21 protein-coding genes are annotated in these 24,337 nt (G+C 74.3%); 9 read left to right on the plus strand and 12 right to left on the minus strand.

Annotated elements, in window-relative coordinates:
- Positions 1 to 56: 56 nt before the first annotated feature.
- The 3 genes from ICW24_RS00845 to ICW24_RS00855 all read right to left on the minus strand — a co-directional run bounded on the left by ICW24_RS00845 (position 57) and on the right by ICW24_RS00855 (position 3,255).
- Positions 57 to 872 carry an RNA methyltransferase gene (locus tag ICW24_RS00845; RefSeq protein WP_226343823.1) on the minus strand — a complete coding sequence of 272 codons (816 nt, stop codon included), beginning with the start codon at positions 870 to 872 and terminating at the stop codon, positions 57 to 59.
- Between the two features lie 55 nt (positions 873 to 927).
- Entirely contained in the window at positions 928 to 1,197 is a 270-nt protein-coding gene (locus ICW24_RS00850; RefSeq protein ID WP_226343824.1) for a hypothetical protein, read from the minus strand.
- Positions 1,198 to 1,515: 318 nt separating this feature from the next.
- Positions 1,516 to 3,255: a glycoside hydrolase family 13 protein gene (locus ICW24_RS00855; protein WP_226343825.1), complete on the minus strand. Its 1,740-nt coding sequence runs from the start codon at positions 3,253 to 3,255 to the stop codon at positions 1,516 to 1,518.
- 243 nt (positions 3,256 to 3,498) lie between these two features.
- Between ICW24_RS00855 and ICW24_RS00860 the strand changes: the two genes are divergently transcribed.
- Positions 3,499 to 4,596 carry a hypothetical protein gene (locus tag ICW24_RS00860; RefSeq protein WP_226343826.1) on the plus strand — a complete coding sequence of 366 codons (1,098 nt, stop codon included), beginning with the start codon at positions 3,499 to 3,501 and terminating at the stop codon, positions 4,594 to 4,596.
- A gap of 124 nt (positions 4,597 to 4,720) precedes the next feature.
- Here the strand turns inward: ICW24_RS00860 and ICW24_RS00865 are convergent, their stop codons facing one another.
- Together ICW24_RS00865 and soxR are read right to left on the minus strand one after the other, a co-directional pair.
- Positions 4,721 to 5,602, minus strand: a complete 882-nt coding sequence (locus ICW24_RS00865; protein ID WP_307781266.1) for an HAD family hydrolase — start codon at positions 5,600 to 5,602, stop codon at positions 4,721 to 4,723.
- Positions 5,603 to 5,813: 211 nt separating this feature from the next.
- Entirely contained in the window at positions 5,814 to 6,278 is a 465-nt protein-coding gene (soxR, locus tag ICW24_RS00870) for a redox-sensitive transcriptional activator SoxR (protein WP_226343827.1), read from the minus strand.
- A gap of 94 nt (positions 6,279 to 6,372) precedes the next feature.
- Between soxR and ICW24_RS19495 the strand changes: the two genes are divergently transcribed.
- Complete coding sequence (locus ICW24_RS19495) at positions 6,373 to 7,704, plus strand: hypothetical protein (protein WP_307781267.1); 1,332 nt, start codon at positions 6,373 to 6,375, stop codon at positions 7,702 to 7,704.
- 54 nt (positions 7,705 to 7,758) lie between these two features.
- On the opposite strand, the gene ICW24_RS00880 is transcribed toward ICW24_RS19495, so the two are convergent.
- The 3 genes from ICW24_RS00880 to serS form a co-directional block, all read right to left on the minus strand.
- On the minus strand, positions 7,759 to 8,793 hold the full coding sequence (locus tag ICW24_RS00880) for an aspartate-semialdehyde dehydrogenase (RefSeq protein ID WP_226343828.1): 1,035 nt from the start codon (positions 8,791 to 8,793) through the stop codon (positions 7,759 to 7,761).
- A 126-nt stretch (positions 8,794 to 8,919) separates the two neighbouring features.
- The gene (locus ICW24_RS00885) at positions 8,920 to 9,876 is read right to left on the minus strand and encodes a Cof-type HAD-IIB family hydrolase (RefSeq protein ID WP_226343829.1); all 957 of its coding nucleotides are present in this window, start codon (positions 9,874 to 9,876) and stop codon (positions 8,920 to 8,922) included.
- A 78-nt stretch (positions 9,877 to 9,954) separates the two neighbouring features.
- Positions 9,955 to 11,283 carry a serine--tRNA ligase gene (serS, locus tag ICW24_RS00890; RefSeq protein WP_226343830.1) on the minus strand — a complete coding sequence of 443 codons (1,329 nt, stop codon included), beginning with the start codon at positions 11,281 to 11,283 and terminating at the stop codon, positions 9,955 to 9,957.
- A gap of 134 nt (positions 11,284 to 11,417) precedes the next feature.
- Here serS and ICW24_RS00895 point away from each other — a divergent pair, with 134 nt between their 5' ends.
- The 3 genes from ICW24_RS00895 to ICW24_RS00905 are packed head-to-tail and all read left to right on the plus strand — an operon-like array spanning position 11,418 to position 14,023.
- A complete protein-coding gene (locus ICW24_RS00895; protein WP_226343831.1) occupies positions 11,418 to 12,485 on the plus strand; it encodes a diacylglycerol/lipid kinase family protein in 1,068 nt (355 codons plus the stop codon).
- Positions 12,478 to 13,218, plus strand: coding sequence for a phosphatase PAP2 family protein (locus ICW24_RS00900; RefSeq protein ID WP_226343832.1), 741 nt, complete (start codon positions 12,478 to 12,480; stop codon positions 13,216 to 13,218). Before ICW24_RS00895 ends, ICW24_RS00900 begins: the two co-directional genes overlap by 8 nt.
- A gap of 37 nt (positions 13,219 to 13,255) precedes the next feature.
- The gene (locus ICW24_RS00905; RefSeq protein ID WP_226343833.1) at positions 13,256 to 14,023 is read left to right on the plus strand and encodes a phosphatase PAP2 family protein; all 768 of its coding nucleotides are present in this window, start codon (positions 13,256 to 13,258) and stop codon (positions 14,021 to 14,023) included.
- Between the two features lie 40 nt (positions 14,024 to 14,063).
- On the opposite strand, the gene pheA is transcribed toward ICW24_RS00905, so the two are convergent.
- The 3 genes from pheA to ICW24_RS00920 form a co-directional block, all read right to left on the minus strand.
- Complete coding sequence (pheA, locus tag ICW24_RS00910; RefSeq protein WP_226343834.1) at positions 14,064 to 15,032, minus strand: prephenate dehydratase; 969 nt, start codon at positions 15,030 to 15,032, stop codon at positions 14,064 to 14,066.
- On the minus strand, positions 15,029 to 15,946 hold the full coding sequence (locus tag ICW24_RS00915; RefSeq protein ID WP_226343835.1) for a DUF5926 family protein: 918 nt from the start codon (positions 15,944 to 15,946) through the stop codon (positions 15,029 to 15,031). The genes pheA and ICW24_RS00915 overlap by 4 nt, the downstream gene beginning before the upstream one ends.
- A gap of 118 nt (positions 15,947 to 16,064) precedes the next feature.
- Entirely contained in the window at positions 16,065 to 16,592 is a 528-nt protein-coding gene (locus tag ICW24_RS00920) for an ATP-binding protein (RefSeq protein ID WP_226343836.1), read from the minus strand.
- A gap of 444 nt (positions 16,593 to 17,036) precedes the next feature.
- Between ICW24_RS00920 and ICW24_RS19500 the strand changes: the two genes are divergently transcribed.
- From ICW24_RS19500 to ICW24_RS00935, 3 genes are all read left to right on the plus strand, one after another.
- Positions 17,037 to 17,648: a class I SAM-dependent methyltransferase gene (locus tag ICW24_RS19500; RefSeq protein WP_226343837.1), complete on the plus strand. Its 612-nt coding sequence runs from the start codon at positions 17,037 to 17,039 to the stop codon at positions 17,646 to 17,648.
- A gap of 97 nt (positions 17,649 to 17,745) precedes the next feature.
- Complete coding sequence (locus ICW24_RS00930) at positions 17,746 to 18,912, plus strand: nucleotide sugar dehydrogenase (protein WP_226343838.1); 1,167 nt, start codon at positions 17,746 to 17,748, stop codon at positions 18,910 to 18,912.
- A gap of 178 nt (positions 18,913 to 19,090) precedes the next feature.
- A complete protein-coding gene (locus tag ICW24_RS00935; protein WP_226343839.1) occupies positions 19,091 to 19,639 on the plus strand; it encodes an LOG family protein in 549 nt (182 codons plus the stop codon).
- A gap of 33 nt (positions 19,640 to 19,672) precedes the next feature.
- Here the strand turns inward: ICW24_RS00935 and ICW24_RS00940 are convergent, their stop codons facing one another.
- A complete protein-coding gene (locus ICW24_RS00940; protein WP_226343840.1) occupies positions 19,673 to 23,251 on the minus strand; it encodes a proline dehydrogenase family protein in 3,579 nt (1,192 codons plus the stop codon).
- Between the two features lie 180 nt (positions 23,252 to 23,431).
- Between ICW24_RS00940 and ICW24_RS00945 the strand changes: the two genes are divergently transcribed.
- Complete coding sequence (locus ICW24_RS00945; protein WP_226343841.1) at positions 23,432 to 24,268, plus strand: AraC family transcriptional regulator; 837 nt, start codon at positions 23,432 to 23,434, stop codon at positions 24,266 to 24,268.
- Positions 24,269 to 24,337 lie beyond the last annotated feature (69 nt).

Consider the following 24,337-nt stretch of genomic DNA (forward strand, 5'->3'; position numbering starts at 1 on the left):
GGCCGCAGGCGACCCCTGCGCGCGGCCCGCGACGCTCCGACCGGATCGGGAGCGGGTCAGGCCCGGACGACGGCGGCGCGCTGGCGGACCGCCTCGTAGAGGACGATCGCGGCGGACGTCGCGACGTTGAGGGAGTCGGCGCGGCCCACCATGGGGATGCGCACCCGGTGGGTGGCCGCGGCGAGCACGTCGTCGGACAGGCCGGTCTTCTCGGCGCCCACCGCCACGGCGACGCGCCCGCGGTAGTCGACGTCGGTGTGCAGCACGTCGGTGTCGGGGGTGGTCGCGACGAGGGCGATGTCGTGGCGCTCCAGCCACGCGAGGGTGGCCGCCGTGTCCGCGGAGGCGACGGGCACCGAGAACACGGTGCCCTTGCTCGACCGGACGAGGTTGGGGTTGCCCCAGTCGGTGACCGGGTCGGCGGCGACGACCGCCTCGACGCCGGCGCCGTCGGCCGTGCGCAGCATCGCACCGAGGTTGCCCGGCTTCTCGACGCCCTGACACACGAGGGCCAGCACGTCGTCGGTCGGCGTGAGCTCGTCGAGCGGCCGGCCCGGGGCCTGCGCGACCGCGAGGAACCCGTCGGGGCCCTCGCGGTAGGCCACCTTCTCGAACGCCGCGCGCCCGAGGCGGACCGTCTCGGTGCCGGGCGGGAGACCCTCGCGCACGCGGTCGAGGTCGTCGGAGGCGTGCATGAGCTCCGGGCACACGTACAGCGAGCGCACCCGCCCCCCGGCGGCGAGGCAGAGCGCGAGCTCCTCGTAGCCGTCGACGAGGGTGACCCCCTCCTCGTCCCGGGCGCGCCGACGGCGCAGCGCGATGAGGGACTTGAGGCGAGGGTTGGCGGCGCTCGTGATGACGATGTCGTTCATGGCGGGTCCAGCATCACACCTGCGTCGCGTGGCGCGCAGGGCGTCTCGCGATCGGTCAGCGCGCGGCGAGCGGCCCGCCCGGCAGGGCGTCGCCGATGCTCAGGTGCCCGGCGAGGTCGACGAGGGCCCGGCCGTAGCCGCGCAGGAAGTCGGCCTCGTCCACCGGCGCGCGGCGGTCGTCGCCGACCTCGCGCGCCAGGGCGGTGGCCCAGCCGCGCAGGTACGCGGCGAGCTCGAGGTGGTTCTCGAAGAGGGCGGCGTCGGCGGGGCGGACGACGGTGGCGTCGGCGGGTGCGCCGGCGGTGACGACCTGATCCTTGGTCATGGCCTTCTCATTCCTTTGAGACGGAGCGGGTACTGCTCACCTCATCGGCTCCGGATCGCCCGCTCCCACCCTTTTTCTCAAGGTCCTCAAAGATTCAACCGTCACCCAGGGACTGGCCGGCGAGAGCGTCGAACAAGATTTCTGTTCAGCGGTGCTGACGTCGTATGAAGCAGACGTCAAGACGTCCGACTTATCGACTCTCTTTCGCCCCGCAATGACCTTCTTTCACGCATTGTCGCGTCTTGGACGCGTCTTTGTCGGACGTCCTGGAACGCCATCCACCGTCTTGGACGCGTCACGGACATCCGACCTGGACGCTCAGGCGCGCAGGACGACGGCCTCCCAGGGCCGCAGCCGCCGCGGAGCCGCGGTCGGCTCGGGCCGGCCACCGCGCGTGCGGTTGCCCAGCACGAGGCGCGCGTCGGCGTAGGCCGCCACGACCTCCTCGGGCAGGCCCTCGACCTCGACGTCGTCGCCAGAGCAGTTGGCGAGGACGAGCAGCTCGTCGTCGCCCCGGCGTCGGGTGAACGCCCACACCCGCGGATCGCGCGGCGCGAGCGCCGTGAAGTCGCCGAGGGCGACCGTGTCGTCCTCGTGGCGCAGGGCGATGAGGCGGCGGTAGTGCGCGAGCACCGAGTCGGGGTCGTCGTCCTGCGCCGCGACGTTGACGCGGTCGTGGTCGGGGCCCGCGGGCAGCCACGGCGTGCCCGTCGTGAACCCCGCGTGCGCGCCCGAGGTCCACTGCATCGGGGTACGAGCGTTGTCGCGGCCCACGGCGCGGATCCCCTCGAGCACGGCCCCCGGGTCACCGCCGTTGGCGAGGGCGTCCGCGTACGCGTTGCGCGACTCGATGTCCTGCGCGTCGTCGATCGTCGCGAACGGCACGTTGCGCATCCCGATCTCCTCGCCCTGGTACACGTACGGCGTGCCCCGCTGGAGGTGGAGGATCGTCGCGAGGGCCGTGGCGGAGGCGACGCGGTGCTCGTCGGAGTCGTCCCCGAACCGCGAGACCGGCCGGGGCTGGTCGTGGTTGCACCAGTACAGGGAGTTCCAGCCGACGTCGGCCAGTCCCTCCTGCCAGCGGAACAGGCTGTCCTTGAGCTCGAGCGGGTCCACGTCCACGGTGTCGAACTTGCCGTTCGGGCCGCGGCCGAGGCCGACGTGCTCGAACTGGAACACCATGTCGACCTCCGCGCGGGCGGGGTCGGTGAACTTGCGGGCCTCGTCGATCGTGACGCCGGGCATCTCGCCCACGGTGATGAGCTCGCGGCCGGGGTGACCCGCGAAGACCCGCTCGTGCATCTCGTGGAGGAACTCGTGGATGCGCGGCCCGTTCATCGTGAACGGCATGCCGTCGCCGAGGAACTCACCGGGCGCCGCATCCCCGTCGGGCAGCGTCCCGTCGGGGCGGACCGCCTTGGAGATGAGGTTGACGACGTCCATGCGGAAGCCGTCGACGCCGCGGTCGAGCCACCGGTTCATCATCGCGTAGACGGCGTCGCGGACCTGCGGGTTCTCCCAGTTCAGGTCGGGCTGTCGACGGCTGAAGAGGTGGAGGTAGTACTCGCCGCTCGCCTCGTCCCACTCCCACGTGCTGCCGGAGAAGAAGGACGTCCAGTTCGTGGGCTCCGCCCCCGGCTGCCCGCCGACGTGCCCCGCACGCGGCGGCGCCCACCAGTACCAGTCGCGCTTCGGGTCGTCGACGCCGCGGCGGGACTGCTCGAACCACTCGTGTTCGTCGGAGGTGTGGTTGACGACGAGGTCCATGACGAGCTTCAGGCCCAGCTCGTGGCACCGGGCGATGACCGCGTCGAGGTCCGCGTCGGTCCCGAACAGCGGGTCGACGTGCTCGTAGTCGCTGATGTCGTATCCATTGTCGTCCATCGGTGAGCGGTAGACCGGGCTCAGCCAGACGACGTCGACGCCGAGCGAGGCGACGTGGTCGAGGTGCGCCAGGATGCCCGGCAGGTCACCCACCCCGTCGCCGTTCCCGTCCGCGAAACTCCGCGGGTAGATCTGGTAGACGACGGCGTTGGACCACCACTTCTGCTCACTCACCCCCCGACCCTAACGGCAAGGCGCACACTGGCAGCAGGGTCGGGGGGCCCGGGGGCAGAGTCGGGACGACACAAGGGAGTTCGTCATGCTGCGGGATTTCGTCATGCTGCGCACGAGTCGGCGATGGATCGGGGCGACGCTGTCGCCGTGGCGCTGGGAGGTGGGGCGGCCGCACCCGCCCAGGCGGCGCCGAAGGCGGGGCCTGGGGCGGGGCCGGGGGCGGGGCCGGGGGCGGGGCCGGGCATGAGGATCGTGTTCGGGGCCGGTCCCGACGGGACCCGCGACATCAGGCGGGAGGCGCCCGAGTACCGGGACTACCGGACGCCGGGCATCATCCTCGTCACCGTGGTCAACACCGGCGACGTGCCGCTGACGTCGCCGACGGTCGTCGTGGCGGGGCAGCCGCTCGGCCAGTGTCCGGGAGAGGCCACCGTGGCCCCGGGCGGACACCTCACGTGCGGCGACTACCTCGTGCCGCCCGAGGGCACGCCCGGGACGACGGCGACGTTCACGGCGGAGGCGTCGGCCACGGCGGGCGGCACCCGGGTCACCGACAGGATCACCGGCACGTGGGCGTTCACCGACGTCGTCCCCATCGCCACCCTGTCCCTGCGGGCCGAACCCGGCCGGGCGCCGTCGGGCACCCTGGTCCGCTTCCACGTCGACAAGGGGCTCGTCGTCCCCTGGCGGCCCATGCCGGACACCACAGCCCTGACGTCCGCCGCGCACGGCGGCCTGCTCGACCCGGACAACCCCGAGGTGACCGCCAACACGTGCCCCGGCACCGTGGCGTACCAGTCGTGTTCCTTCACGGCGGTCGTGCGGGGCGCCCCGGGCGCCACGATGAGCGAGACGGTGTCCATCGAGCTCACCGACGGCACGGGTCCGACGAACACGATCTCCGCGCGGGCGGACGTGACGATCGAGCCGCCCCCCATGCGCGACGCGCAGGCGTGGGCGGAGGCGTCCGTGACGTGGCCCGCGGTGACGCTCGACCACCGGCAGGTGCGGCGGCGCACCTTCACGACGGACGTCTTCGACCTCCCGGGCCGCTGCGAGCGGGCCGTCCCGGCCCGGTTGCAGGACCTGCTCGCCACCCCCGCGCCGCAGCGGGGAACGTGCCACCGACCGTGGCGGCTCGTGCGCGCGGCGACCGCCGCCCTGCTCAACGAGGCCGCGCGCGGGACGGGCTTCGCCGGCCGCAGCGTCGAGGGCATCCGCGACGACACGGTGGAGGTTCTTCAATGGGGAAACGGCCGCGCCGCGGCGCGCCTCGCAGCGACGTACGAGGGATGGAACGCGGGTGTGGCCTCCCCCGCGCCGACGGCAGTGGCGCGCTGACCCGGCGGGCGGCGCGTCGGCCCGGGGCGCCCGGCGCGGCCCCCTCACCGCACGCAGTCGAGGGCCGGGGCACCGCGACGCGCCCGAGAAGGACGGCGACGTCCGAGGGACGCGCCGACGAACGTCACCCCCGGGACGGGATCGAGTCGAGGACCAGCGCCAGCCCGTCGTCGTGCACGTGGGCGGTGACGAGGTCGGCGCGCGCGGCCACCTCGGCGGGCGCGTTGCCCATCGCGACGCCGCAGGCGGCCCACTCGAACATCTCGAGGTCGTTGCGCTGGTCGCCGACCGCGACCGTGCGGGACCGGTTGGCCCGCAGCCGGCGCCGCACGCCCTCCAGCGCCGACGCCTTCGAGACCCCCTCGGGAGTCACGTCGAGCCAGGCCGTGAAGCCGACGGCGTAGTTCACCCCGTGCAGCCCGAGGGCCTCGACGTCGCGGGCGAACTCCTCGGCGTGCAGGCCGGGGTGGTAGAAGGTGACGCGCGTCGTCGGCCGCGCGACGAGCTCGTCCCAGCCGACGACGCGGACGTCGCCGTCGAGCTCGCCCTCCGCGAACGGAGCGATGGCGTCGAAGCCGAGCCCCAGCCGCTCGACCGCGAAGACCGCCTCCGGCCACTCCCGCGCGAGCAGGGAGAGCGCCGGGCCGGGGTCGAAGGTCATGGTGTCGACGACCTCGTGGCCGCCGGGCAGGCTGGGGTCGAGGGCGATCGTCACCGCGCCGTTGGAGCAGACGGCGTACCCGGAGCGCAGCCCGAGCGCGTCGATGACGGGCCGGGCGGCGAGCACCGACCGGCCGGTGGCGACGACGACGTCGTGGCCGGCCTCGGCGACGCGGCGCACGGCGTCGTGGACGGCCGAGGTGAGGGTGCCGTCGTGGTGGACGGTCGTGCCGTCGATGTCGATCGCCACGAGGTGGCGGCCGGCGGGGGTGGTCACGCCGGGAAAGGTCAGGGGGGCGCCGGGGGCCGACACGCAGTCGGCGGGCATGGGGGTCATGAGGGTCATGTCAGGGTCCTTCGGGTCCTTCGTGGTTCTGCGATCCCTCCGCTCGGCGGCGCGGGATCCCTCCCGGCCGCACACGGCCCCGACGCGGGGCCCGGATCGCTCTGGTCTGTTCGTCACGCTTCTCAACACCCTGAGCGCTGCAATCGATACCCGGGCACATTCGGGGTGAATCAGGCCCGGCGGGCGCGAGAACACGAGGTGACCGCGCCCCTCACCGCTCACGCCCCGGGCCGGCGTCGCGCGGGAAGATCCGCCGCGGCCCGGCGCCCTCGCCGGCGAGCACGTCGCCGGGGTTGTAGATCGCGCACTGGCGCATCGACAGGCAGCCGCACCCGACGCACAGCGCGAGACCGTCGCGCACCTGCTCGAGCTGCGCGATCCTGGCGTCCAGCCGCGGCCCCCAGCGCCGCCCGAGGCGCACCCAGTCGCGCTTGGTGGGCGCGTGGTCGGGCGGGAAGGCCGCGAACGCCTCGCCGATCTCGGCGAGCGACAGCCCCACCCGCTGCGCCGCCTGCACGACCGCGATGCGGCGCAGGGCGGAGCGGGCGAAGCGTCGCTGGTTGCCGCCGGTGCGGGTGCTCGCGAGCAGGCCCAGCGACTCATAGTGCCGGATCGCGGACACCGCGAGACCGGAGCGGTGGGCGACCTCGCCGATCGTCAACAGGTCCTGCGCCATGCCCCAGTGTGACCCGCCGCGACGGCCTTGACCTGACGTCCACTTCAGGTATGACGATGGCGCCGACCCAGTCGACGACACCCGGGAGACCGCCATGACCGACCCCCGCACCCCGGCCGAGTACCTGCCCGACGACCTCGTCCAGTGCGTCACGTGCGCCGTCGAGTACGACGCGCGCGACCTCCCGCCGCTGTGCCCGATCTGCGCCGACGAGCGGCAGTACCTGCCGCCGGACGGCGTGCAGCGGTGGATGCGCCCGGCCGAGTTCACCGGCCGCATCGACCTCGTCGAGCGCGAGCCGGACCTGTTCGGTCTCGTCGTCCGCGCCGACGACGGGCAGGACGTCGGGATCGACCAGCAGGCCAAGATCGTCCGCACCGCGCACGGCACCGTCATGGTCGACGTCCCGGCCGCCATCACCGCCGAGGCGGTATCGGCCTTGCGGGAGCTGGGCCCGATGCGGGCCATCGTCCCGAGCCACCCGCACATGTTCGGGCCGGCCTCGGCCTGGTCGCGCGCCCTCGGCGACGTCGACGTGTGGGTCGCGGCCGCCGACGAGGGCCGGCTCGGCCGCCGGCCGGACGCGCTCCGGCTCTGGGAGGGCCGGGTCACCCTCGTCCCCGGCGTCACCGCCTGGCAGCCCGGGGGCCATTTCCCCGGCAGCGCCGTCGTCCACTGGCCCGGGGCCGACGGCCGCGGCGTCCTGCTCGCCGGCGACACGATCGCCGTCAACCCCGACCGGCGCACCGTCGCGTTCATGCGCAGCTACCCCAACCGGATCCCGCTGTCGGCCGCCGTCGTCGAGCGCATCGCCGCCGACGTGGGGACCGTCGAGTTCGACCGCCTGTACTCGAACTTCGAACCCCGCATCGCCGCCGGCGCCCGCGAGGCCGTCGCGTCCTCGGCGCGGCGGCACGCCGCCTGGGTGCGAGGGGTGCACGACGGATTCACCGGCGGATCGTCGTCGACACCGGCCGCGCCGGAGCGGATCGGTCCCGCGACCCCCCTGCGCATCGTGCATCTCGTCGCGGATCTGGCGGCGGCGGAGACGTTCTGGGTCGGCGGGGTGGGCCTGGACGTGCGCTACCGCAAGGCGGCCCGGCCGAGCGTGCACGGTGCCGGCGGTGCTGACCGCACGGACGGCGAGCCCGCACTGCTCATGGTCGGACCCGCGGGGGCCACGTGGCACCTGGAACTCGTCGAGGCCGGTCACCCGCCGGACGGGGCGCGCCCCGGCGGCACCGACGACGGGTCGGTCGTCCTCTACCTCGGCGCCGACCCCGACCCGCGGTGGCTCGCGCGCATCGAGGCGCACGGCGGCCGCCGTGTCGACGCCCACGTCGACTACTGGCGGCGCTGGGGCGTCACCGTCGAGGCACCGAGCGGGCACCGCCTCGTCCTCTCGACCCGCCGCTGGGACGCCTGATCCCGCGCGTGACGGCGCCCGAGGGGCGGGCACGGCCGCCGCTGCCGGCGCGGGTCAGCGGCGCGCGAGCAGCTCCTCGGCGATCTGCACCGCGTTGAGGGCCGCGCCCTTGCGCAGGTTGTCGCCGACGACGAAGAGGGACAGACCGCGGCCCTGCGGGGCCGCCTGGTCCGCGCGGACGCGGCCGACGAACACCTCGTCGCGGCCGGTGGCCTCGAGCGGGTTGGGCACGTCGGAGACGACGACGCCCTTGGCGCCGCCGAGGATCTCCAGCGCCCGCTCCGGGGTGATGTCGCGCGAGAACTCGGCGTGGATCGCGAGCGCGTGGCCGCTGAACACCGGCACCCGCACGCACGTGCCGGAGACGCGCAGGTCGGGGACGTGCAGGATCTTGCGCGACTCGTTGCGCAGCTTCTGCTCCTCGTCGGTCTCGAGGGACCCGTCGTCGGCGAGCGAACCCGCGAGGGGGACGACGTTGAAGCCGATGTTGACGGCGTACGCCTGGGGGGCCGGGAGCGCCACGGCGTCGCCGTGCAGCGCGAGTCCGGTCGGGTCGCCCGCGGCGTACCCGCCCCGGAGCTGCGAGTCGAGCTCGCGCACGCCCTTGCCGCCGGAGCCGGAGACGGCCTGGTAGCTGGCGACGCGCAGCGTGACGAGGCCGGCCTCGTCGTGCAAGGGCTTGAGCACCGGCATCGCGGCCATCGTCGTGCAGTTCGGGTTGGCGACGATCCCGTTGGGGATGTCGAGGAGGTCGTCGGCGTTGACCTCGGAGACGACGAGCGGGACCTGGGGGTCCTTGCGCCAGGCGCTGGAGTTGTCGATGACCGTCGCGCCGGCGGCGGCGACCTTGGGGGCGTACTCCTTGCTCGCGGACCCGCCGTTGGAGAACAGGGCGACGTCGATGCCGGAGAAGTCGGCGGTCGCCGAGTCCTCCACCGTCACCTCGCCGCCCGCCCACGGCAGCGTGGAACCCGCCGACCGCGCCGAGGCGAAGTAGCGGATGTCGTCGACCGGGAAGCTGCGCTGCTCCAGCAGCGTGCGCATGACCTGACCGACCTGACCCGTGGCACCGAAGACCGCAACTCGCATGCGTCCCAGGATAGGAGCCCGGCCGCGCGCAGCCCGGGTCCGCCCGCCTGGTGGACCGGGCGGCTCACCCGAACCCGCCGGGACCGCTCGCTCTCCGGCGCGCGACGTCCGCCCGGGCCGATGAGCTCACTCGTGCGAGGGCGGGGCGGCCTGCTCCGGCGCGTCGTCGGGGTGCCCGGACCCGCCGAGTTCACGCAGGTCGAGGGCGTGGAGCGGCTCGACGTCCGTCGGTTCGGGCACGGCCGGCGCCGGGACGCCCCCGCCGAAGAGCTCCCGGAGCACGACCGCGATGCCGTCGTCGTCGTTGGAGGCGGTGACCCGATCCGCCGCGGCGCGCACGGCCGCGGTCGAGTTCGCCATCGCCACCCCGAGGCCCGCGGCGCGCAGCATCGGCAGGTCGTTGCCGTTGTCGCCGAACGCGACGCACCGGGACAGCTCGACGCCGCGGGCGGCGGCGAGATCGGCCAGGGCCGAGCCCTTGTCGACGCCGCGGGCGGTCGCCTCGAAGTAGAAGGGCGCCGAGAACGCGAACTCGGTGACGCCGGCGAACCGGTCGGCGAACACGTCCCCGAACGGCCGCAGCCGCGCCGGGTCGGCGTGCATGAGCACCTTGTCGACCACGGTGTCGGCGCCCGCGGACACGGCGTCGGCGAGGCTCGGCACCGCCTCGACGGCCAGCTCGTTGCCGTCGGCCTCGACGGACACCTGCGGATGGCCGGGGCGGTCGACGACGAGGCGGTCGCCGCTGCACAGCATGACGAGGACGTCGTGCTGCTCCGCGAGCTCGAGGATGTCGGCGACGACGTCGAGGGCGAGCGGGCGCCGGGCGACGACCTCGCCCGTGTCGGCGTCGACGCTCATCGCGCCGTTGACGCCGATGAGCACGAATCCGCGGTCGTCGAGGGACGACATGCGCACCAGCCGCCGGAGGCCGACGACGGGGCGGCCCGAGGCGAGCGCGATCGTCGCGCCGGCGTCCCGGGCGCGCGCGAACTCCGCCCGGGTGCCGGGCAGCACGGTGCCGGAGCTGGTGAGCAGGGTCCCGTCGATGTCGACGGCGATGATGGCGGGCGACTCGGTCACCCCGGCAGCGTCGCAGCCGTGCGGCCACCTCGGCGAATCGACCCGGGCGTGGCGATACCCCCGGGTGCAGCCTCCTCCTCAGCGCCCGCCGGGGACGAGGCGGTCGACGCCGAGGTAGGGGCGCAGGGCCGCGGGGACGTCGACGGTGCCGTCGGGCCGCTGGTGGTTCTCGACGATGGAGACGAGCCACCGGGTCGTCGCGAGGGTGCCGTTGAGGGTGGCGACGATCTGGTTGCCGCCCTCCCGCTTCTCGCGCACGTTCAGCCGGCGCGCCTGGAAGGTCGTGCAGTTCGACGTCGACGTGAGCTCGCGGTAGCGGCCCTGGGTGGGGACCCAGCCCTCGGAGTCGAACTTGCGGGCCGCGGGGCCGCCGAGGTCGCCGGCGGCGACGTCGATGACGCGGTAGGGCACCTCCATGCGGTCGAGCATGTCCTTCTCCCAGGACAGCAGGCGCGCGTGCTCGTCCGCCGCGTCCTCCGGGCGGCAGTAGACGAACATCTCCACCTTCTGGAACTGGTGCACGCGGATGATGCCGCGGGTGTCCTTGCCGTAGCTGCCGGCCTCGCGGCGGTAGCACGTCGTGTTCGCCACGTACCGGCGCGGTCCGTCGGACAGGTCGATCACCTCGCCGGCGTGGAACCCCGCGAGGGCGACCTCCGAGGTGCCGGTGAGGAACAGGTCGTCGTCGCGGAGGCGGTACACCTCGTCCTCGTGGGCGTCGAGGAACCCCGCGCCGGCCATCGTCGCCGGGTTGACGAGGGTGGGGACGCCGAGGCGGGTGAAGCCGTGCTCGTGGGCCGTCGCGAGGGCGAGGTCGAGCATGGCCGCCTCGAGGCGCGCACCCTGCCCGATGAGGTAGTAGAACCGCGACTCGGCCGCCTTGACGCCGCGGGCCGTGTCGAGCGCGCCGAGCCCCTCGAGCAGCGCGAAGTGGTCCTGGGGCTCGAAGCCCTCCGCGGCGAAGTCGCGCGGGGTGCCGTGGGTCTCGAGCACGACGAAGTCGTCCTCCCCGCCGGCGGGGACCCCGTCGACGATGACGTTGCCGATGCGCCGCATCGCGGTGGCGAGGTCGGCCTCGGCCCGACCCGACTCGGCCTCGAGCGCCTTGACCCGCTCCGAGAGCTGCGCCGCGGCGGCCCGGGCGGCGTCGGCCTCCTCCGTCAGCTCCGCGATCCGGGCGGGGTCGGCCCCCGACTTCGTCGCCTTCGCGAGGGCACCCATCCGGGCGCCGACGTCCTTGCTCGTCGACTTCTGCCCCGCGCGGGTGCTCTCGAACTCACCGAGGGCGGCGCGGCGGCGCTCGTCCGCGGCCAGGGCCGCGTCCACGGTGGCCGGGTCCTCGCCCCGGGCGCGCTGCGAGGCGCGCACGACGTCGGGGTTCTCGCGCAGGAACTTGATGTCGATCACCCTCCGAGGGTAACGAAGCCGCGCCGCCCGCCCGCAGCACGTTTCGCACCTCGGCCCGGTCGGCGAGAGGGCGGGCGAGCCGACCCGGACCCCACGTGGGGCGAGGCCGGGCGCCGCGCCGGTACCGTGAACGCGTGGACAACTCCGTGGGCCTCATCGTGGCCGCTGCCCTGCTCGTCGTCATCGTCGTGCTGGGCGTCCTGCTCGCGCTGCGGCCTCGCGCGGCCCGCCAGGAGGAACCGACCGGCAACCCTCTCGACGCCCCCGCCGCCGACGAGTCGTCGCGCCGCCGGGCGGCGATCATCGTCAACCCCACCAAGTTCGACGACGTCGAGGAGACCCGGCGGACCGTGACGCGCGTGTGCCGCGCGAACGGCTGGGCCGCGCCGCTGTGGATCGAGACGACCGCCGAGGACCCCGGCACCGGCCAGGCCAAGGAGGCGCTCGAGGCGGGCGTCGACATGATCTGCCCGCTCGGCGGCGACGGCACGGTGCGGTCCGTGGCGGCCGCGCTCGTCGGCACCGAGACCCCGATGGGCCTGCTGCCGGGCGGCACGGGCAACCTGCTCGCGCGCAACCTCGAGCTGCCGGTCGACTCCCTCGAGAAGTCCCTCGAGGTCGCCCTCAACGGCCGCACCGACGTCATCGACGTCGGCACCATCAACGTCATGGTCCCCGGCGACACGCAGGACGACGAGAAGGACTACTACTTCCTCGTCATGGCGGGTCTCGGCTTCGACGCCTCGGTCATGGCCGACGCGCCGGAGAAGCTCAAGGCCCAGTTCGGCTGGCCCGCCTACGTCGTCGCCGGGATGAAGCACCTGCACGGCAAGCGGTTCCCCATCGACGTCCAGATCGACGGGGGCAAGACCTTCCACCGCAAGATCCGCACGATCGTCATCGGCAACGTCGGCCGCCTGCAGGGCGGCGTCGAGCTGCTGCCGCAGGCCGAGGCCGACGACGGGTCCCTCGACGTCGTCCTGCTCTCGCCGCGGTTCGTCCTCGACTGGCTGTCGGTCGCGGCGCACATCCTCACCCGCTCCCGGTTCGGCCACCCCCGCATCGAGCACCACCGCTGCCGCACCATGTCGCTCGAGGTGGGGAACAACCAGGAGGTCCAGCTCGACGGCGACCCCATCGGGCCGGGCGGACGCCTGCGCCTGGCGGTGCGCCCGCACAGCCTCCGGGTGCGCGTTGCCTGATCGGCCCCGGGCGCGCCCGCACGCCCCGGCCGATCCAGCCGCCGCCGACCTCGGTCGGCGGCGGCTGGTCTCGCTCGGGCGGCGGCTGGCCCCGCGGGTCGGGCGAGGGCTCCTCGCCGCCGCCCTCACGGTCCTCCCGGTCGGCGCGCTCGCCGGCGTCGTCAAGGCGCAGGTCGGGCCCCTCGTCCCCCTCGACCGCGCCGCGATCCTCGCCGCCACCGACGTCACACGCACTCACCCGGGGCTGCTGTCGGCCCTCGTCGCCTGGCAGGAGGTGTTCCTGCCGGGCTACGTCTACCTGATGACCGTGCCGGTGCTCGTGTTCGCCTGGCGCCGCGGCCTGCGCAGCCGCACCCTGTGGGCGCTGCCCACCATGCTCGTCGGGTGGAATCTCGGCCTCGACGTCAAACTCCTCGTGCGACGAGCGCGGCCCGAGTACGCCGACCCGATCAGCGCGGCCCCCGGCTGGAGCTTCCCCTCGGGGCACGTGTTCAACATGACGATGGCCTGCGTCTGCTGCCTCGTGCTGCTCTGGCCCCTGCTGCGCCGCCCGGCCGCGCGGGTCGCCGCCTGCGCCGTGGCCGGCGTCCTCGTCGTCGTGACGATGCTCGACCGGGTGTTCCTCGGCGTCCACTACCCCTCCGACACGGTCGGCGGCGTGCTCCTCGCGTTCGCCCTCGCGTTCTCGTCCTGGGTCGGCTACGCGGGCCTGCCCCGCCGGCGGCGCCGATGACCGACGTGGCACGTCCGCGGTGGGTCATACTCGCCGGATGAGCCAGAGCCGGACCGTTGACACCCACCCGCACGACCGGCGCGGGTCGCACCCGTGGCGCTGGGAGCCGGCCGCGCATCCGCCCGCGGCGTCGACGGTCCTGCGGCAGCTCGCGCTGAGGGCACTGCTGCCCGGGCTCGTCGTGTTCGCCCTCATCGTCGGGCTCGGCAAGCTCATCATGGGACCGCTCGGGGAGCTGCAGGCCGAGGAGCCCTGGTCGAAGCAGGCCGAACAGGCGCGCACCCCGATCTTCGACACCCTCACGCACCTGTGGTCGAGCTCCACCGACACGTGGATGACGATCGGCACCGGCATCGCCGCGTCGCTGCTCGTGTGGTTCCTCACGCGACGCTGGTGGGTCGGCATCGTGCCGGTGCTCGCGATCACGCTCGAATCGTCGATCTTCGTCGCGGCCACCCACATCGTCGGCCGGCCCCGCCCCGAGGTGAGCCGCCCCGACGAGGCGCCCCCGACCTCGAGCTTCCCCAGTGGCCACGCCGCCGCCGCGATGGCGCTGTGGCTCTCGATCGCCCTGCTCGCCGCCCGCATCGAGCGGGCCTGGCTGCGCCGGACGATCATGACGATCGGCGTCGTGCTGCCGATCCTCGTCGCGTTCGCCCGGTTCTACCGCGGCGCGCACCACGTGAGCGACATCGTCGTCGGCGTCCTGCTCGGCATCTTCTGCGCGTGGACGGCGACCCACGCCGTGACGGCCACCCGGCAGGCGCCCTACGAGCGGGAGCCGGAGCACCCCCGCGGCGCCTGAGAGCACCCACCGGCGGCCTGGAGTTCCGACGGGTCGATCGTCAGTCGAGGCCGCCCCGGAGTCGCTCGAGCCAGGCCGTCGAGCGCTCGTACGCCTCGTCCTCGTGGTGCGCCTTCACCGTGGGGCCGACGCCGTCCGCCCGGGGGTAGGAGCCGAGGAAGCGCACGTCGGCGCACACGCGGTGGAGGCCGACGAGGGCCTCCCCCACCCGGCTGTCGCTCACGTGCCCCTCGAAGTCGATGGAGAAGCAGTACCGGCCGAGGCTCTCGCCCGTGGGGCGGGACTCGAGGCGCGTCATGTTGATGCCGCGCGACGAGAACTGCTCGAGCATCTCGAGCAGGGCACCGGGCCGGTCGTGCTCCTGGAAGAGGACGACGGTCGTCTTGTCGGCGCCGGTGCGCTCCGGCAGGTGCCCGGGGCGCGCGACGAGGACGAAGCGGGTGACGGCGTCGGGGTTGTCGCCGATGTCCTCGGCGAGGATCGCCAGCCCGTTGCGCTCCGCGGCGATCCGGGGACACACCGCCGCCTGGAACGCCCCGGTGTGCGTCCCCGCGGCCGCCCCGGACCGCGCGAGGTCGACGGCGGCCGCCGCGTTCGACAGCGCGGGCACGAACCCCGCCTCGGGCAGGTGCTCGGCCATCCAGCCGCGCACCTGGGCCCAGGCGTGGCTGTGGCACGCGACCGCGCCGATCTCCGACCACGAGGTGCCGGGCCGCGCCGCGAGCACGAACGTGATCGGCAACAGCGTCTCGCCGACGAGTTCGAGGACGTCGCCGCGCGCGAGGGAATCGAGGGTGGCGGTCACCGACCCCTCGACGGAGTTCTCGATGGCGACGAGGCACGCGTCGAGACGGCCCGCCCGCACGGCCGCGAACGCGGCGTCCACGCTGGGGTACGGGACGCACTCGGCGCCGGCCGCCTCCGGGCGCGTGCGCAGGGCGGCCTCGGTGAACGTGCCCGCCGGGCCGAGGAAGCCGATGCGGCGCATCCGCGTGCCGGTGGGGCTCATCGCAGCGTGAGCTGGCGCGACATGATGCCCGCCTTCGAACGCCGCGCCTCGGGCGACAGCGGGGCCTCTTCGGCGAGGGCCGCGTCGAAGCGGGGCACGAACGCGGCGAGCGCGTCCTCGTAGGCGTCGGCCTCGAGCGCGGGGTCGAGGTCCCAGACCGGCGCGAGCAGACCGCACGCGCGGAACGCGCCCAGGAAGCGGGTGCCGGGGCCCATCGCGGCCTCACCGAGCAGCCCGTCGGCGTGGAGGCGAGCGAGCGCGTCCGTGGCGGCGTCCTCGTCGTGCGGCAGGATCCAGCGCAGGTGGGTGCGGTCGCCGACGCGGCACCAGTACGCCGACGGCGCGGCGGCGAGCTGCACCGTCGGGATGATCGACTCGTTCGCCTCGGCGAGCGAGGCCGTGGCCTCGGCGTCGAGGCTCGCCCCGTCGGCCACCCAGAAGTCGAACCCGTCGTGCACGGACGGGGTGAACGGGGCGTCCGGGTCGAGGATGTCCTGCAGGCGGGGCGTGTCCGCCGTGGTCGGGGTGGGCGGCACGACCGGACCGCCGGGCTCCGCGGCCAGGACGGCGAGCAGGGCCTGCGCGACGTCGCGGCTCGCGTCGCCGGAGTGCCCGTGCGTCTGCAGGCCGACGAACCGCGTGCCGTCGGCGCGGTGCAGCCCCGGCCAGGCGAGCGGCAGGATCGACGCGACGGTGACCTCCAGGGCCTCGGGAGGAACCCCGCCCGCGACGTCGGCCCGGACCGTGACGGTGCCCGTGGCGGCCGGGACGATCTCGCGCAGCGCCACCCATTCCGTCTCGCCGGGCAGCCCCTCGAAGGGGCGCGCGACGAACGGGGCCGGACGGGGCGCCGGGGCGCTCGTGGATGCGGTGGCCTGCTCGGCCTTCCTCTGACGACGCGATGCCTTGCCCATGGCCCAGCAGCCTACGGCCTGCGTGTGGCCCGGCCGCGACGCGTCCGTATCGGCCGGGTACCGGGCGGGCGTCGGCCGGGTACCGGGCGGGCGTCGGCCGTCCGCCCTGGGACGGCCGTCAGCCGGTGCGGCGCCTCGAGGGTCCGCCGAGCGCGGCCCACACCGTGCGCCCGTTGGCCTCGTCCTGCACGCCCCACTCGTGGGCGAGGCTGCGCACGATGCGCAGCCCGCGTCCGTTGACGGCCCACGGGGAGGAGCGGAGCGGGCGCGGGGTCGTCACGCCGCCGCCGTCGCGCACCTCGACCTCGACGAGGCCGTTCTTCACCTTCCAGCGGATGCGCACGCAGCCGTCGGCGAGCGGGCGGGCGTGCCGCACGGCGTTGGCGACGAGCTCCGCGACGACCGACTCGGCCTCCTCGACGACGGCCACCGAGATGCTGCGGGCGGCCAGGTCGGTCACGAGGATCGTGCGGGCCTCGCGCACCGAGAACAGCTCGTGCGGCAGCCGGACGCTGCGCGTCCCGTCCCCGGCCCGGGTGTCGGCCGGCGACTCGTCGGCCGACGACTGGGGCAGGGCGGGCGTGAGGTCGAGGACGCCGTCGGCGCGCTCGGGGGTGCGCACGAAGCCGCGGTGGTCGAACGTCATTGTCTTCTCCCGGGTCGACTGTGACGCAGACCATAGCGAAGCGCCCGGGCGGTGCCCAGTCTGCGTCCAGGTCTCGGGATCGGGGGTGGCCGATCGGTCAGCCGGGCGGGCCGCCGGCCGACCACGTCGGGGCCCCGCCGGGCCGGCCCGCTCCCCGGACAGGCGGACTCGGCGCCGACCCGTGGCGGGGCGGGACGCCGGGGCCGCGCGCCGACCCCTGCGACCGTGCCGTCGCACGACCCGCGGCGGCACCCGTGCGCCCCGACCCGCGGAGGGCGTCGACCGTATCGCGGGCGGCCCTCTCCCGTTCGCCGACCCGCGGAGCGAGCTCGCCCCGCCGGTGCCCGGGTGAGCCGCCGAGGTCGCGGGCCGGCCGCGCGTGACGCGACGGGCGCGGGCGTCCGCGCTCGGCGCGCGCCCGGCGCGCTCTGCCAGACTGCGCGGGTGGGCAGCAGCGGCACGACCCCCGACTTCGACGCGCTCTACGCGTCCGACCCCGACCCCTGGGACGTGGCACGGAGCTGGTACGAGCGGCGCAAGATCGACCTCGTTCTCGCCACGCTGCGCCGGCCCCGTTACCGCCAGGCGTGGGACACGGCCTGCGGCACCGGCGACCTCGCGGCGGCGCTCGCATCGCGCTGCGAGCGGGTCGTCGCCTCCGACGCCTCGGCGCGCGCGTGCGAGCTGACGGCCGCGACCGTGGCCGGATGCGAGGAGGTCGTCGTCGAGCACAGCGCCCTGCCGGACGCGCCCGCGGCGGTCCCGCCGAGCACCGCCGACCTCGTCGTCGTCAGCGAGGTCCTCTACTACCTCTCGTCCGAGCAGCGGGCCGCGTCCCACCGGCGCATCGCCGCCGCCTGCGCCCCCAGCGCCGACGTGCTCGCCGTGCACTGGGCGCCGCGACCCGAGGACGCCCACCTCTCCGGGGCCGCGGCCCAGCGGGAGCTCAACGACCACCTCGTCGGCGCGGGCTGGACGCGGCTCGTCACGCACACCGACATCGAGTTCGTCCTCGTGCTGTGGTCCCGCGACGTGCCGGAGACGATCGGGCGGTGAGGGGTCGGCGAGCCTCGCCCGCGGCGGTGATCCCTCGAATCCCGGTGTCACGGCGGGCCGTTCGGACGGCCTCGCGAGCCCCCGTAGGCTTGGCCGCATGAAGATTGCCGTCGCCGGACTGGGTTACGTCGGACTCGCCAACGCCGTCATCCTGGCCCAACATCACGACGTCGTGGCCGTCGACGTCGACGAGGCCCGGGTGGACCTCGTCAACGCGGGCCGCGCCCCCATCGTCGACACCGAGCTGGAGGACTACCTCGCCACCCGCGAGCTCTCGCTGTCGGCGACGACCGACGCCCGCGCCGCCTATGCCGACGCCGAGGTGGTCTTCGTCGCGACGCCGACGAACTACGACGAGAACCTCAACTTCTTCGACACGAGCAGCGTCGACGCCGTCATCGCGACGGTCTGCGAGGTCAACCCCGCCGCGACGATCGTCGTCAAGTCGACGATCCCCGTCGGGTACACCGACGCCGTGCGGTCGGCGCACCCGGAGCAGGAGATCCTCTTCTCCCCGGAGTTCCTGCGCGAGGGCCGCGCCCTCTACGACAACCTGCACCCGAGCCGCATCGTCGTCGGCGGCGGGGGGCCGCGGGCGCAGGTCGTCGCCGACCTCCTGCGCGAGGGCTCGCTCGACCCCGACACCCAGGTGCTGCTCACCGGCGCGACCGAGGCGGAGGCGATCAAGCTGTTCGCCAACACCTATCTGGCCATGCGGGTCTCGTACTTCAACGAGCTGGACACGTACGCCGCGACCCACGGCCTCGACACCCGCGAGATCATCGACGGCGTCGGGCTCGACCCGCGCATCGGCTCGCACTACAACAACCCGAGCTTCGGCTACGGCGGGTACTGCCTGCCCAAGGACACCAAGCAGCTGCTCGCCAACTACGACGTCGTCCCTCAGACCCTCATCCGCGCGATCGTCGACTCGAACACGACGCGCAAGGACTTCATCGCCGACGACGTCCTCGCCCGGCGGCCCGAGACCGTCGGCATCTACCGGCTGACGATGAAGACGGGTTCCGACAACTTCCGGTCGTCCTCCATCCAGGGGATCATGAAGCGGATCAAGGCGAAGGGCGTGCCCGTCCTCGTGTACGAACCGGCCCTCGAGGGCGACGAGTTCTTCCACTCCGAGGTCGTCCGCGACTTCGACGAGTTCACGCGCCGGTGCGACGTCATCATCGCCAACCGCCGCAGTGACGACCTCGCCCACGTCGCGGAGAAGGTCTACACCCGCGACCTCTTCGGTTCCGACTGACCCAGGCCCGCCTCGCGGGCCCGCGACCGCCCCGCCGGCACCTGACCAGGGTCGGGGTTTCCACGACAACTGCACTGCCGATGGACGCGTCCTCGTCGGCGACCTGCGCAGATGCGGCGCGAGGCGCCGATGGCAGTGCAGTTGTCGTGAAACTCGGGCGCGCTCTACGCTGACCGGGGTGATCTCCAGCCTCGCCGTCTTCGCCTCGTCCCGCGACGGGCACGAGCCCGCCCTGCTCGACGCCGCCCGGGACGTGGGGGCCGCGCTGGCGGCCCGGGGGGTCACGCTCGTCTACGGCGGCGGGGGTCGGGGCCTCATGGGCGCTGTTGCCCACGGCACCCTGGAGGCGGGGGGCGAGGTCGTCGGCGTCATCCCGCGGTTCATGGTCGAGCGCGAGTGGGCCCTGCGGGCGCCCGGGGTCCAGCTGTGCGTCGTCGACACGATGCACGAGCGCAAGGCCGAGATGGCCCGGCTGGCGGACGCCTCCCTCACCCTGCCCGGCGGCCTCGGCACGCTCGAGGAGTTCTTCGAGCTGTGGACCTGGCGCACCCTGGACCTCTACGGCGACAAGCCCGTCGGGCTGCTCGACGTCGGCGGCTTCTGGGCGCCGCTGCGGGCCATGCTCGTGCGGATGGTCGACGCGGGCTTCGTCGGGCCGGACACCCTCGACGACCTCGTCGTCGCGGCGACCCTGGACGACGCCCTCGACGGGCTCGCCCGGCGCTGACGCCGGGCGAGCCGCCACCTCGAGGTCGGCGCCTCAGTGGGCGCCGCCGGAGGACTGCGAGGGCATGACGCCGAAGCGGTGGATCGTCCGGCTCACGGCCTGCTCGCGCAGGAACGTCAGCAGCTCGCGGCGGCCGGTGGCGAGCACCGGGCCGTCGAGGACCGTGATGTCGCCGCGGGCCGCCTCCTCGGCGAGCACCCGCTGCAGGCGGGTGTCGGCGCCGACGAGGCGGATCCGCCCCGCGACCTGAGCGCGTTCGATGCGCGCGACGAAGTCGTCGTCGGTCTCGGCGCGGTCGACGAACCGGGCGACGAAGCGCAGCGCCTCGTCGATCTCGGCGTTCTCGGTGCGGCGGGCCTTGAGCTCCGCGCTCATCTGCGGGGTGAGCGAGAGCCGCACGTCGACGCCGGCGGCGAGGCCGCCGAGCAGGAGCCGGAACACCTCCACCGGGCGGGCGTCGCCGGTCGGGCGCACCCAGACGAGGGGCATGGGCCGGTAGCGGAAGACGTTCGTCTCGACGACGAGCGCCGACTCGTCGCGCTCCCGGGAGAACTCGGTGTCCCACGCGAACGCGTCGGAGCCGGCGGCGGCACGCAGCCACGTCCGTTCGGTCCGGTCGGGCAGCAGGGCGAGCAGGGTGCGCAGGCCCTCGCGGACCTCGTCGCCGGGCTCGGCCAGCCGCGTCGGCAGCCCCTCCGGCGCCCACGTACCGAGCTGGGCGACGTAGTTGGGTCCACCGGCCTTGGCGCCGGGGCCCACGACGGACGCCTTCCAGCCGCCGAAGCTCTGCCGGCGCACGATCGCGCCGGTGATGTGCCGGTTGATGTAGGCGTTGCCCACCTCGACCCGCTCACTCCACCGCTCGATCTCGTCGGGGTCGAGGCTGTGCAGTCCGCCCGTGAGCCCGTAGGCCGTGGCGTTCTGCAGCTCGATCGCCTCGTCGAGGGTGTCGGCCCGCATGAGCCCGAGCACCGGACCGAACACCTCGGTGAGGTGGAAGAACGATCCGGGCGCGACGCCCTCCTTGAGGCCGGGGCTCCACAGCCGACCCGACTCGTCGAGCTGCTGCGGCTCGACGAGCCAGCTCTCGCCCGGCTCGAGGGTCGTCAGGGCGCGGCGCAGCTTGTCGCCGGGGGGCTCGATGACCGGCCCCATCGTCGAGGACACGTCGTGGGGCCAGCCCACCTTCAGGGACCGCACGGCGTCGACGAGCTGGCGGCGGAAACGCTCGCTGCGCCCGACGGAGCCGACGAGGATGCCGAGCGACGCCGCGGAGCACTTCTGCCCCGCGTGCCCGAACGCCGAGTTGAGCAGGTCGGCGGCGGCGAGGTCGAGGTCGGCCGCCGGGGTGACGATGAGGGCGTTCTTCCCGCTCGTCTCGCCGTAGACGCGGGGTCCGGCCGGGTGCTCGACGCGCCAACCCGCGAAGAGGCGTGCGGTGTCGCTCGCCCCGGTGAGCACGACGGTCTCGACGGCCGGGTGGGCGACGAGCGCCCGACCGGCCTCGTTCTCGTCGACGCGGACGACCTGCAGGACCTCCCGCGGCACCCCGGCGTCGTGGAGGGCGGCGACGGCGACCTCGACGCACCCGGGGGTGGGCGGCGCCGGCTTGATGACGACGGCGGACCCGGCCGCCAGCGCGGCGAGCACGCCCCCGATGGGGATGGCGACCGGGAAGTTCCACGGCGGCGTGATGAGGGTGAGCAGGCCGGGCAGGAAGGCCGCACCGTCGGTGAACAGCGAACCGCCCGGCTCCAGCTCGCCCGCGCGGTCGGCGTAGTAGCGGGCGAAGTCGATCGCCTCGCTGATCTCGGGGTCCGACTGCGCGAGGGTCTTGCCGCCCTCGGCGGCCATGACGGTGAGCAGCTCGCCGCGGCGGGCCTCGAGGGCACGGGCCGCGTCGCGCAGGATCGCCGCGCGCTCGGCCGCGGGCCGGGCGGCCCAGCCGGCCGCCGCGTCACGGCCGCGGGCGACGACGGCCTCGACGTCCTCCTCGGTCCGCAGCACCGGCGACGTCAGCGGCTCCGGCTGCGCCGCGAGCGCGGCGAGCGCCCACTCGCGCGTGGCCGGCAGCGACGGGTCGGAGTCGGGGGTGTTGTCGAACGCGTCGGGGATCGGGGCGCGCTCGAAGCAGCGGCGCGCACCCACCGACGTCGAGTCGACCTGCTCGACCGAGTCGCGGAACCGGCGCTCCTGCTCGTCCATCGGGTCGTGCCCGGCGCCGTGACCTGCGCCGTGACCTGCGCCGTCGCTGAAGATCGCGTGGAGGAAGTTCTCGGGGCTCGAGTTCTCCTCGAGGCGGCGGATGAGGTAGCTGACGGCGACGTCGAAGTCCTCGGGCGCGACGACGGGGGTGTAGAGCAGCACCGTGCCGACCTCGGCCTTGATGGCGCGGGCCTGCGCCGGGGCCATGCCCTGGAGCATCTCGATGTCGATGTGGTCGAGCACGCCGCGGGACCGGGCGAGGAGGAAGGCCAGCGCGACGTCGAAGAGGTTGTGGCTCGCGACGCCGAGTCGGACGGCCGGCTCGCCGTCGCCCATCGCGTCGGAGCGGGTGGCCCGCTCGACGCAGCGGACGTAGTTCGCGTCGACCTCGGCCTTGCTCGAGTAGGGGGCCGGGGTCCAGCCGTGGACGGCGGCCTCGACCTTCTCCATCGCGAGGTTGGCGCCCTTGACGAGGCGGATCTTGATGGGGGCGCCACCGTTCGCCCGGCGCTCGCGCGCGAAGGCGACGAGCCGCTCCATCGCCGGCAGCGCGTCGGGCAGGTAGGCCTGGAGGACGATCCCGGCCTCGAGGCCGATGAACTCCTCCTCGCTCAGCAGCCGCATGAACAGGTCGGTCGTGAGGTCGAGGTCCTTGTACTCCTCCATGTCGAGGTTGACGAAGGAGTGCGGGGTCGTCGCCATCGCCGTGCGGTAGAGGGGCCGCAGCCGGTCGAGGCAGCGCTCGACGGTGCCGTCGTGGTCCCACGGGTTGACCTGGGAGACGAGCGAGCTCACCTTGATCGACACGTAGTCGACGTCCTCGCGCGCGAGCATCTCGTCGACGCGCCGCGTGCGCGAGCTCGCCTCGGCCTCGCCGAGGACGGCCTCGCCGAGGAGGTTGACGTTGAGGCGGAAGCCCTCCGCGCGCGCCTTCGCGAGGTGGCGGCCGAGGGCGGGGTCGTTCGCGTCGACGACGAGGTGGCCGATGATCTGGCGGAGCCGCTTGCGGGCCAGCGGCACGACGACCGGCGGCGCGAGGGTCGCGACGAAGGAACCCAGCCCGAGCATCGCCTTGTCGATCGGGCCGAGGAAGCTCGACGCGTTCGCCGTCGACATCCGGCCGAGTTCCTTCGCGGCCACGCCCGTGTCCTCGGGGCGGGCGACCTTGTCGACGAAGTGGACGGCGAGGTCGAGGCCGGCGGGGTCGCGCACGAGCGCGGCGAGCTGGCCGGTCGTCTGCCGCTCGGACGGGGTCTGGCCGCGATCGGTCTCGTCGGCCCAGTGCCGGGCGAGGCGGACGGCCTCCTCCACGAACGGGGCGAGGGCGGCCGCGCCGGTCGCGTCCGGGTCGGCGGGCGGGTGCACGGCCGTGGCCGCGTCGCTGGGGCTCGGGGTGGCGTCGTTCATGCGCCCAGTATCCGACCCGACCGGGACGCCCGTCTTGGTGATTCGCCGCATCGGGCCCGCGGGGACCGGTCAAGACGGGCGCGTCCGCGGGGCCGTTTCCCGGACCGGGGGCGGGCGGTCGCACCCTCCCGCCCGGAGTCCACCCGGCCGGGCGCGCCGGCGCCGTGGGAGCCTGACCACATGGCACGGCGCGACGCGGGCAGCGCGTTCACCCCGGCGCTGCGGGCCGCGTTGCCCGAGGCGATGCTCACGCTCGTGGACGAGCTGACGACGACGATGTTCTGCGTCAAGGACGCCGACGGCCGGTACGTGGCGGTCAACCCGACGTTCGTGCGCCGGACCAACGAGTCGTCGGCGCGGGCGGTGCTCGGGCGCAGCGCCTCGGAGCTGTTCGTCCCCGAGCTCGCCGCCCGCTACGAGGAGCAGGACGACCTCGTCCTGCGGACGGGCGCCACTCTGCGCAACGAGCTCGAGCTCATCGCCCCGCCCGGCGGGAGCCCCCGCTGGTACCTGACCGCCAAGGTGCCGCTGCGCGGCCCCGCCGACGCGGAGACCCGGCAGGATCGACGGAGGCCGCCCGGCCCGCCCCCCGTCATCGGTCTCGTCTCGCTGTCGCAGGACCTCGGCTCGGGCGACGAGGAGGCGATGCACGCGCTGACCCGGGTCGTCGAGCACATCGACGACCACCTCGGCGAGACGATCCGCGTCCCGGATCTCGCGGCCGTGGCCGGCTGCAGCGTCGACACCCTCGAGCGCCGGGTGCGGCGGGCGTTCCGGCGCACGCCCGGGCAGCTCGTCCTCACGGCGCGCATCGACCGGGCCCGGGAGTTGCTGCGCGGCGACGATCCGCTCGCCGAGGTGGCCCTGGCCTGCGGTTTCTACGATCAGGCGGCGTTCTCACGCACCTTCGCGCGGCTCGCGGGCCAGACGCCCGCCGCGTACCGGCGGGCGGCCCTGACCGGCTCCGCCGAGCCGCGACCGAGCGGCGAACGCAGGCGAGCTCGCGAGCCGCAGTGAGCGCGACAGAAGGGACCAAGCGGCGAACGGAGCGAGCGTGCGAGCCGCAGTGAGCGCGACAGAAGGGAC

The organism is Agilicoccus flavus (assembly GCF_014857905.1).
Classification (GTDB): Bacteria; Actinomycetota; Actinomycetes; order Actinomycetales; family Dermatophilaceae; genus Agilicoccus; species Agilicoccus flavus.

What these genes read in the sequence shown, in the direction of transcription:
- ICW24_RS00845 (WP_226343823.1), bottom strand. Translation starts at nt 872, where the DNA reads ATGAACGACATCGTCATCACGAGCGCCGCCAACCCTCGCCTCAAGTCC.
- ICW24_RS00850 (WP_226343824.1), bottom strand. Translation starts at nt 1,197, where the DNA reads ATGACCAAGGATCAGGTCGTCACCGCCGGCGCACCCGCCGACGCCACC.
- ICW24_RS00860 (WP_226343826.1), top strand. Translation starts at nt 3,499, where the DNA reads ATGAGGATCGTGTTCGGGGCCGGTCCCGACGGGACCCGCGACATCAGG.
- ICW24_RS00865 (WP_307781266.1), bottom strand. Translation starts at nt 5,602, where the DNA reads ATGACCCTCATGACCCCCATGCCCGCCGACTGCGTGTCGGCCCCCGGC.
- soxR (WP_226343827.1), bottom strand. Translation starts at nt 6,278, where the DNA reads ATGGCGCAGGACCTGTTGACGATCGGCGAGGTCGCCCACCGCTCCGGT.
- ICW24_RS19495 (WP_307781267.1), top strand. Translation starts at nt 6,373, where the DNA reads ATGACCGACCCCCGCACCCCGGCCGAGTACCTGCCCGACGACCTCGTC.
- ICW24_RS00880 (WP_226343828.1), bottom strand. Translation starts at nt 8,793, where the DNA reads ATGCGAGTTGCGGTCTTCGGTGCCACGGGTCAGGTCGGTCAGGTCATG.
- ICW24_RS00905 (WP_226343833.1), top strand. Translation starts at nt 13,256, where the DNA reads ATGAGCCAGAGCCGGACCGTTGACACCCACCCGCACGACCGGCGCGGG.
- pheA (WP_226343834.1), bottom strand. Translation starts at nt 15,032, where the DNA reads ATGAGCCCCACCGGCACGCGGATGCGCCGCATCGGCTTCCTCGGCCCG.
- ICW24_RS00915 (WP_226343835.1), bottom strand. Translation starts at nt 15,946, where the DNA reads ATGGGCAAGGCATCGCGTCGTCAGAGGAAGGCCGAGCAGGCCACCGCA.
- ICW24_RS00920 (WP_226343836.1), bottom strand. Translation starts at nt 16,592, where the DNA reads ATGACGTTCGACCACCGCGGCTTCGTGCGCACCCCCGAGCGCGCCGAC.
- ICW24_RS00930 (WP_226343838.1), top strand. Translation starts at nt 17,746, where the DNA reads ATGAAGATTGCCGTCGCCGGACTGGGTTACGTCGGACTCGCCAACGCC.
- ICW24_RS00940 (WP_226343840.1), bottom strand. Translation starts at nt 23,251, where the DNA reads ATGAACGACGCCACCCCGAGCCCCAGCGACGCGGCCACGGCCGTGCAC.
- ICW24_RS00945 (WP_226343841.1), top strand. Translation starts at nt 23,432, where the DNA reads ATGGCACGGCGCGACGCGGGCAGCGCGTTCACCCCGGCGCTGCGGGCC.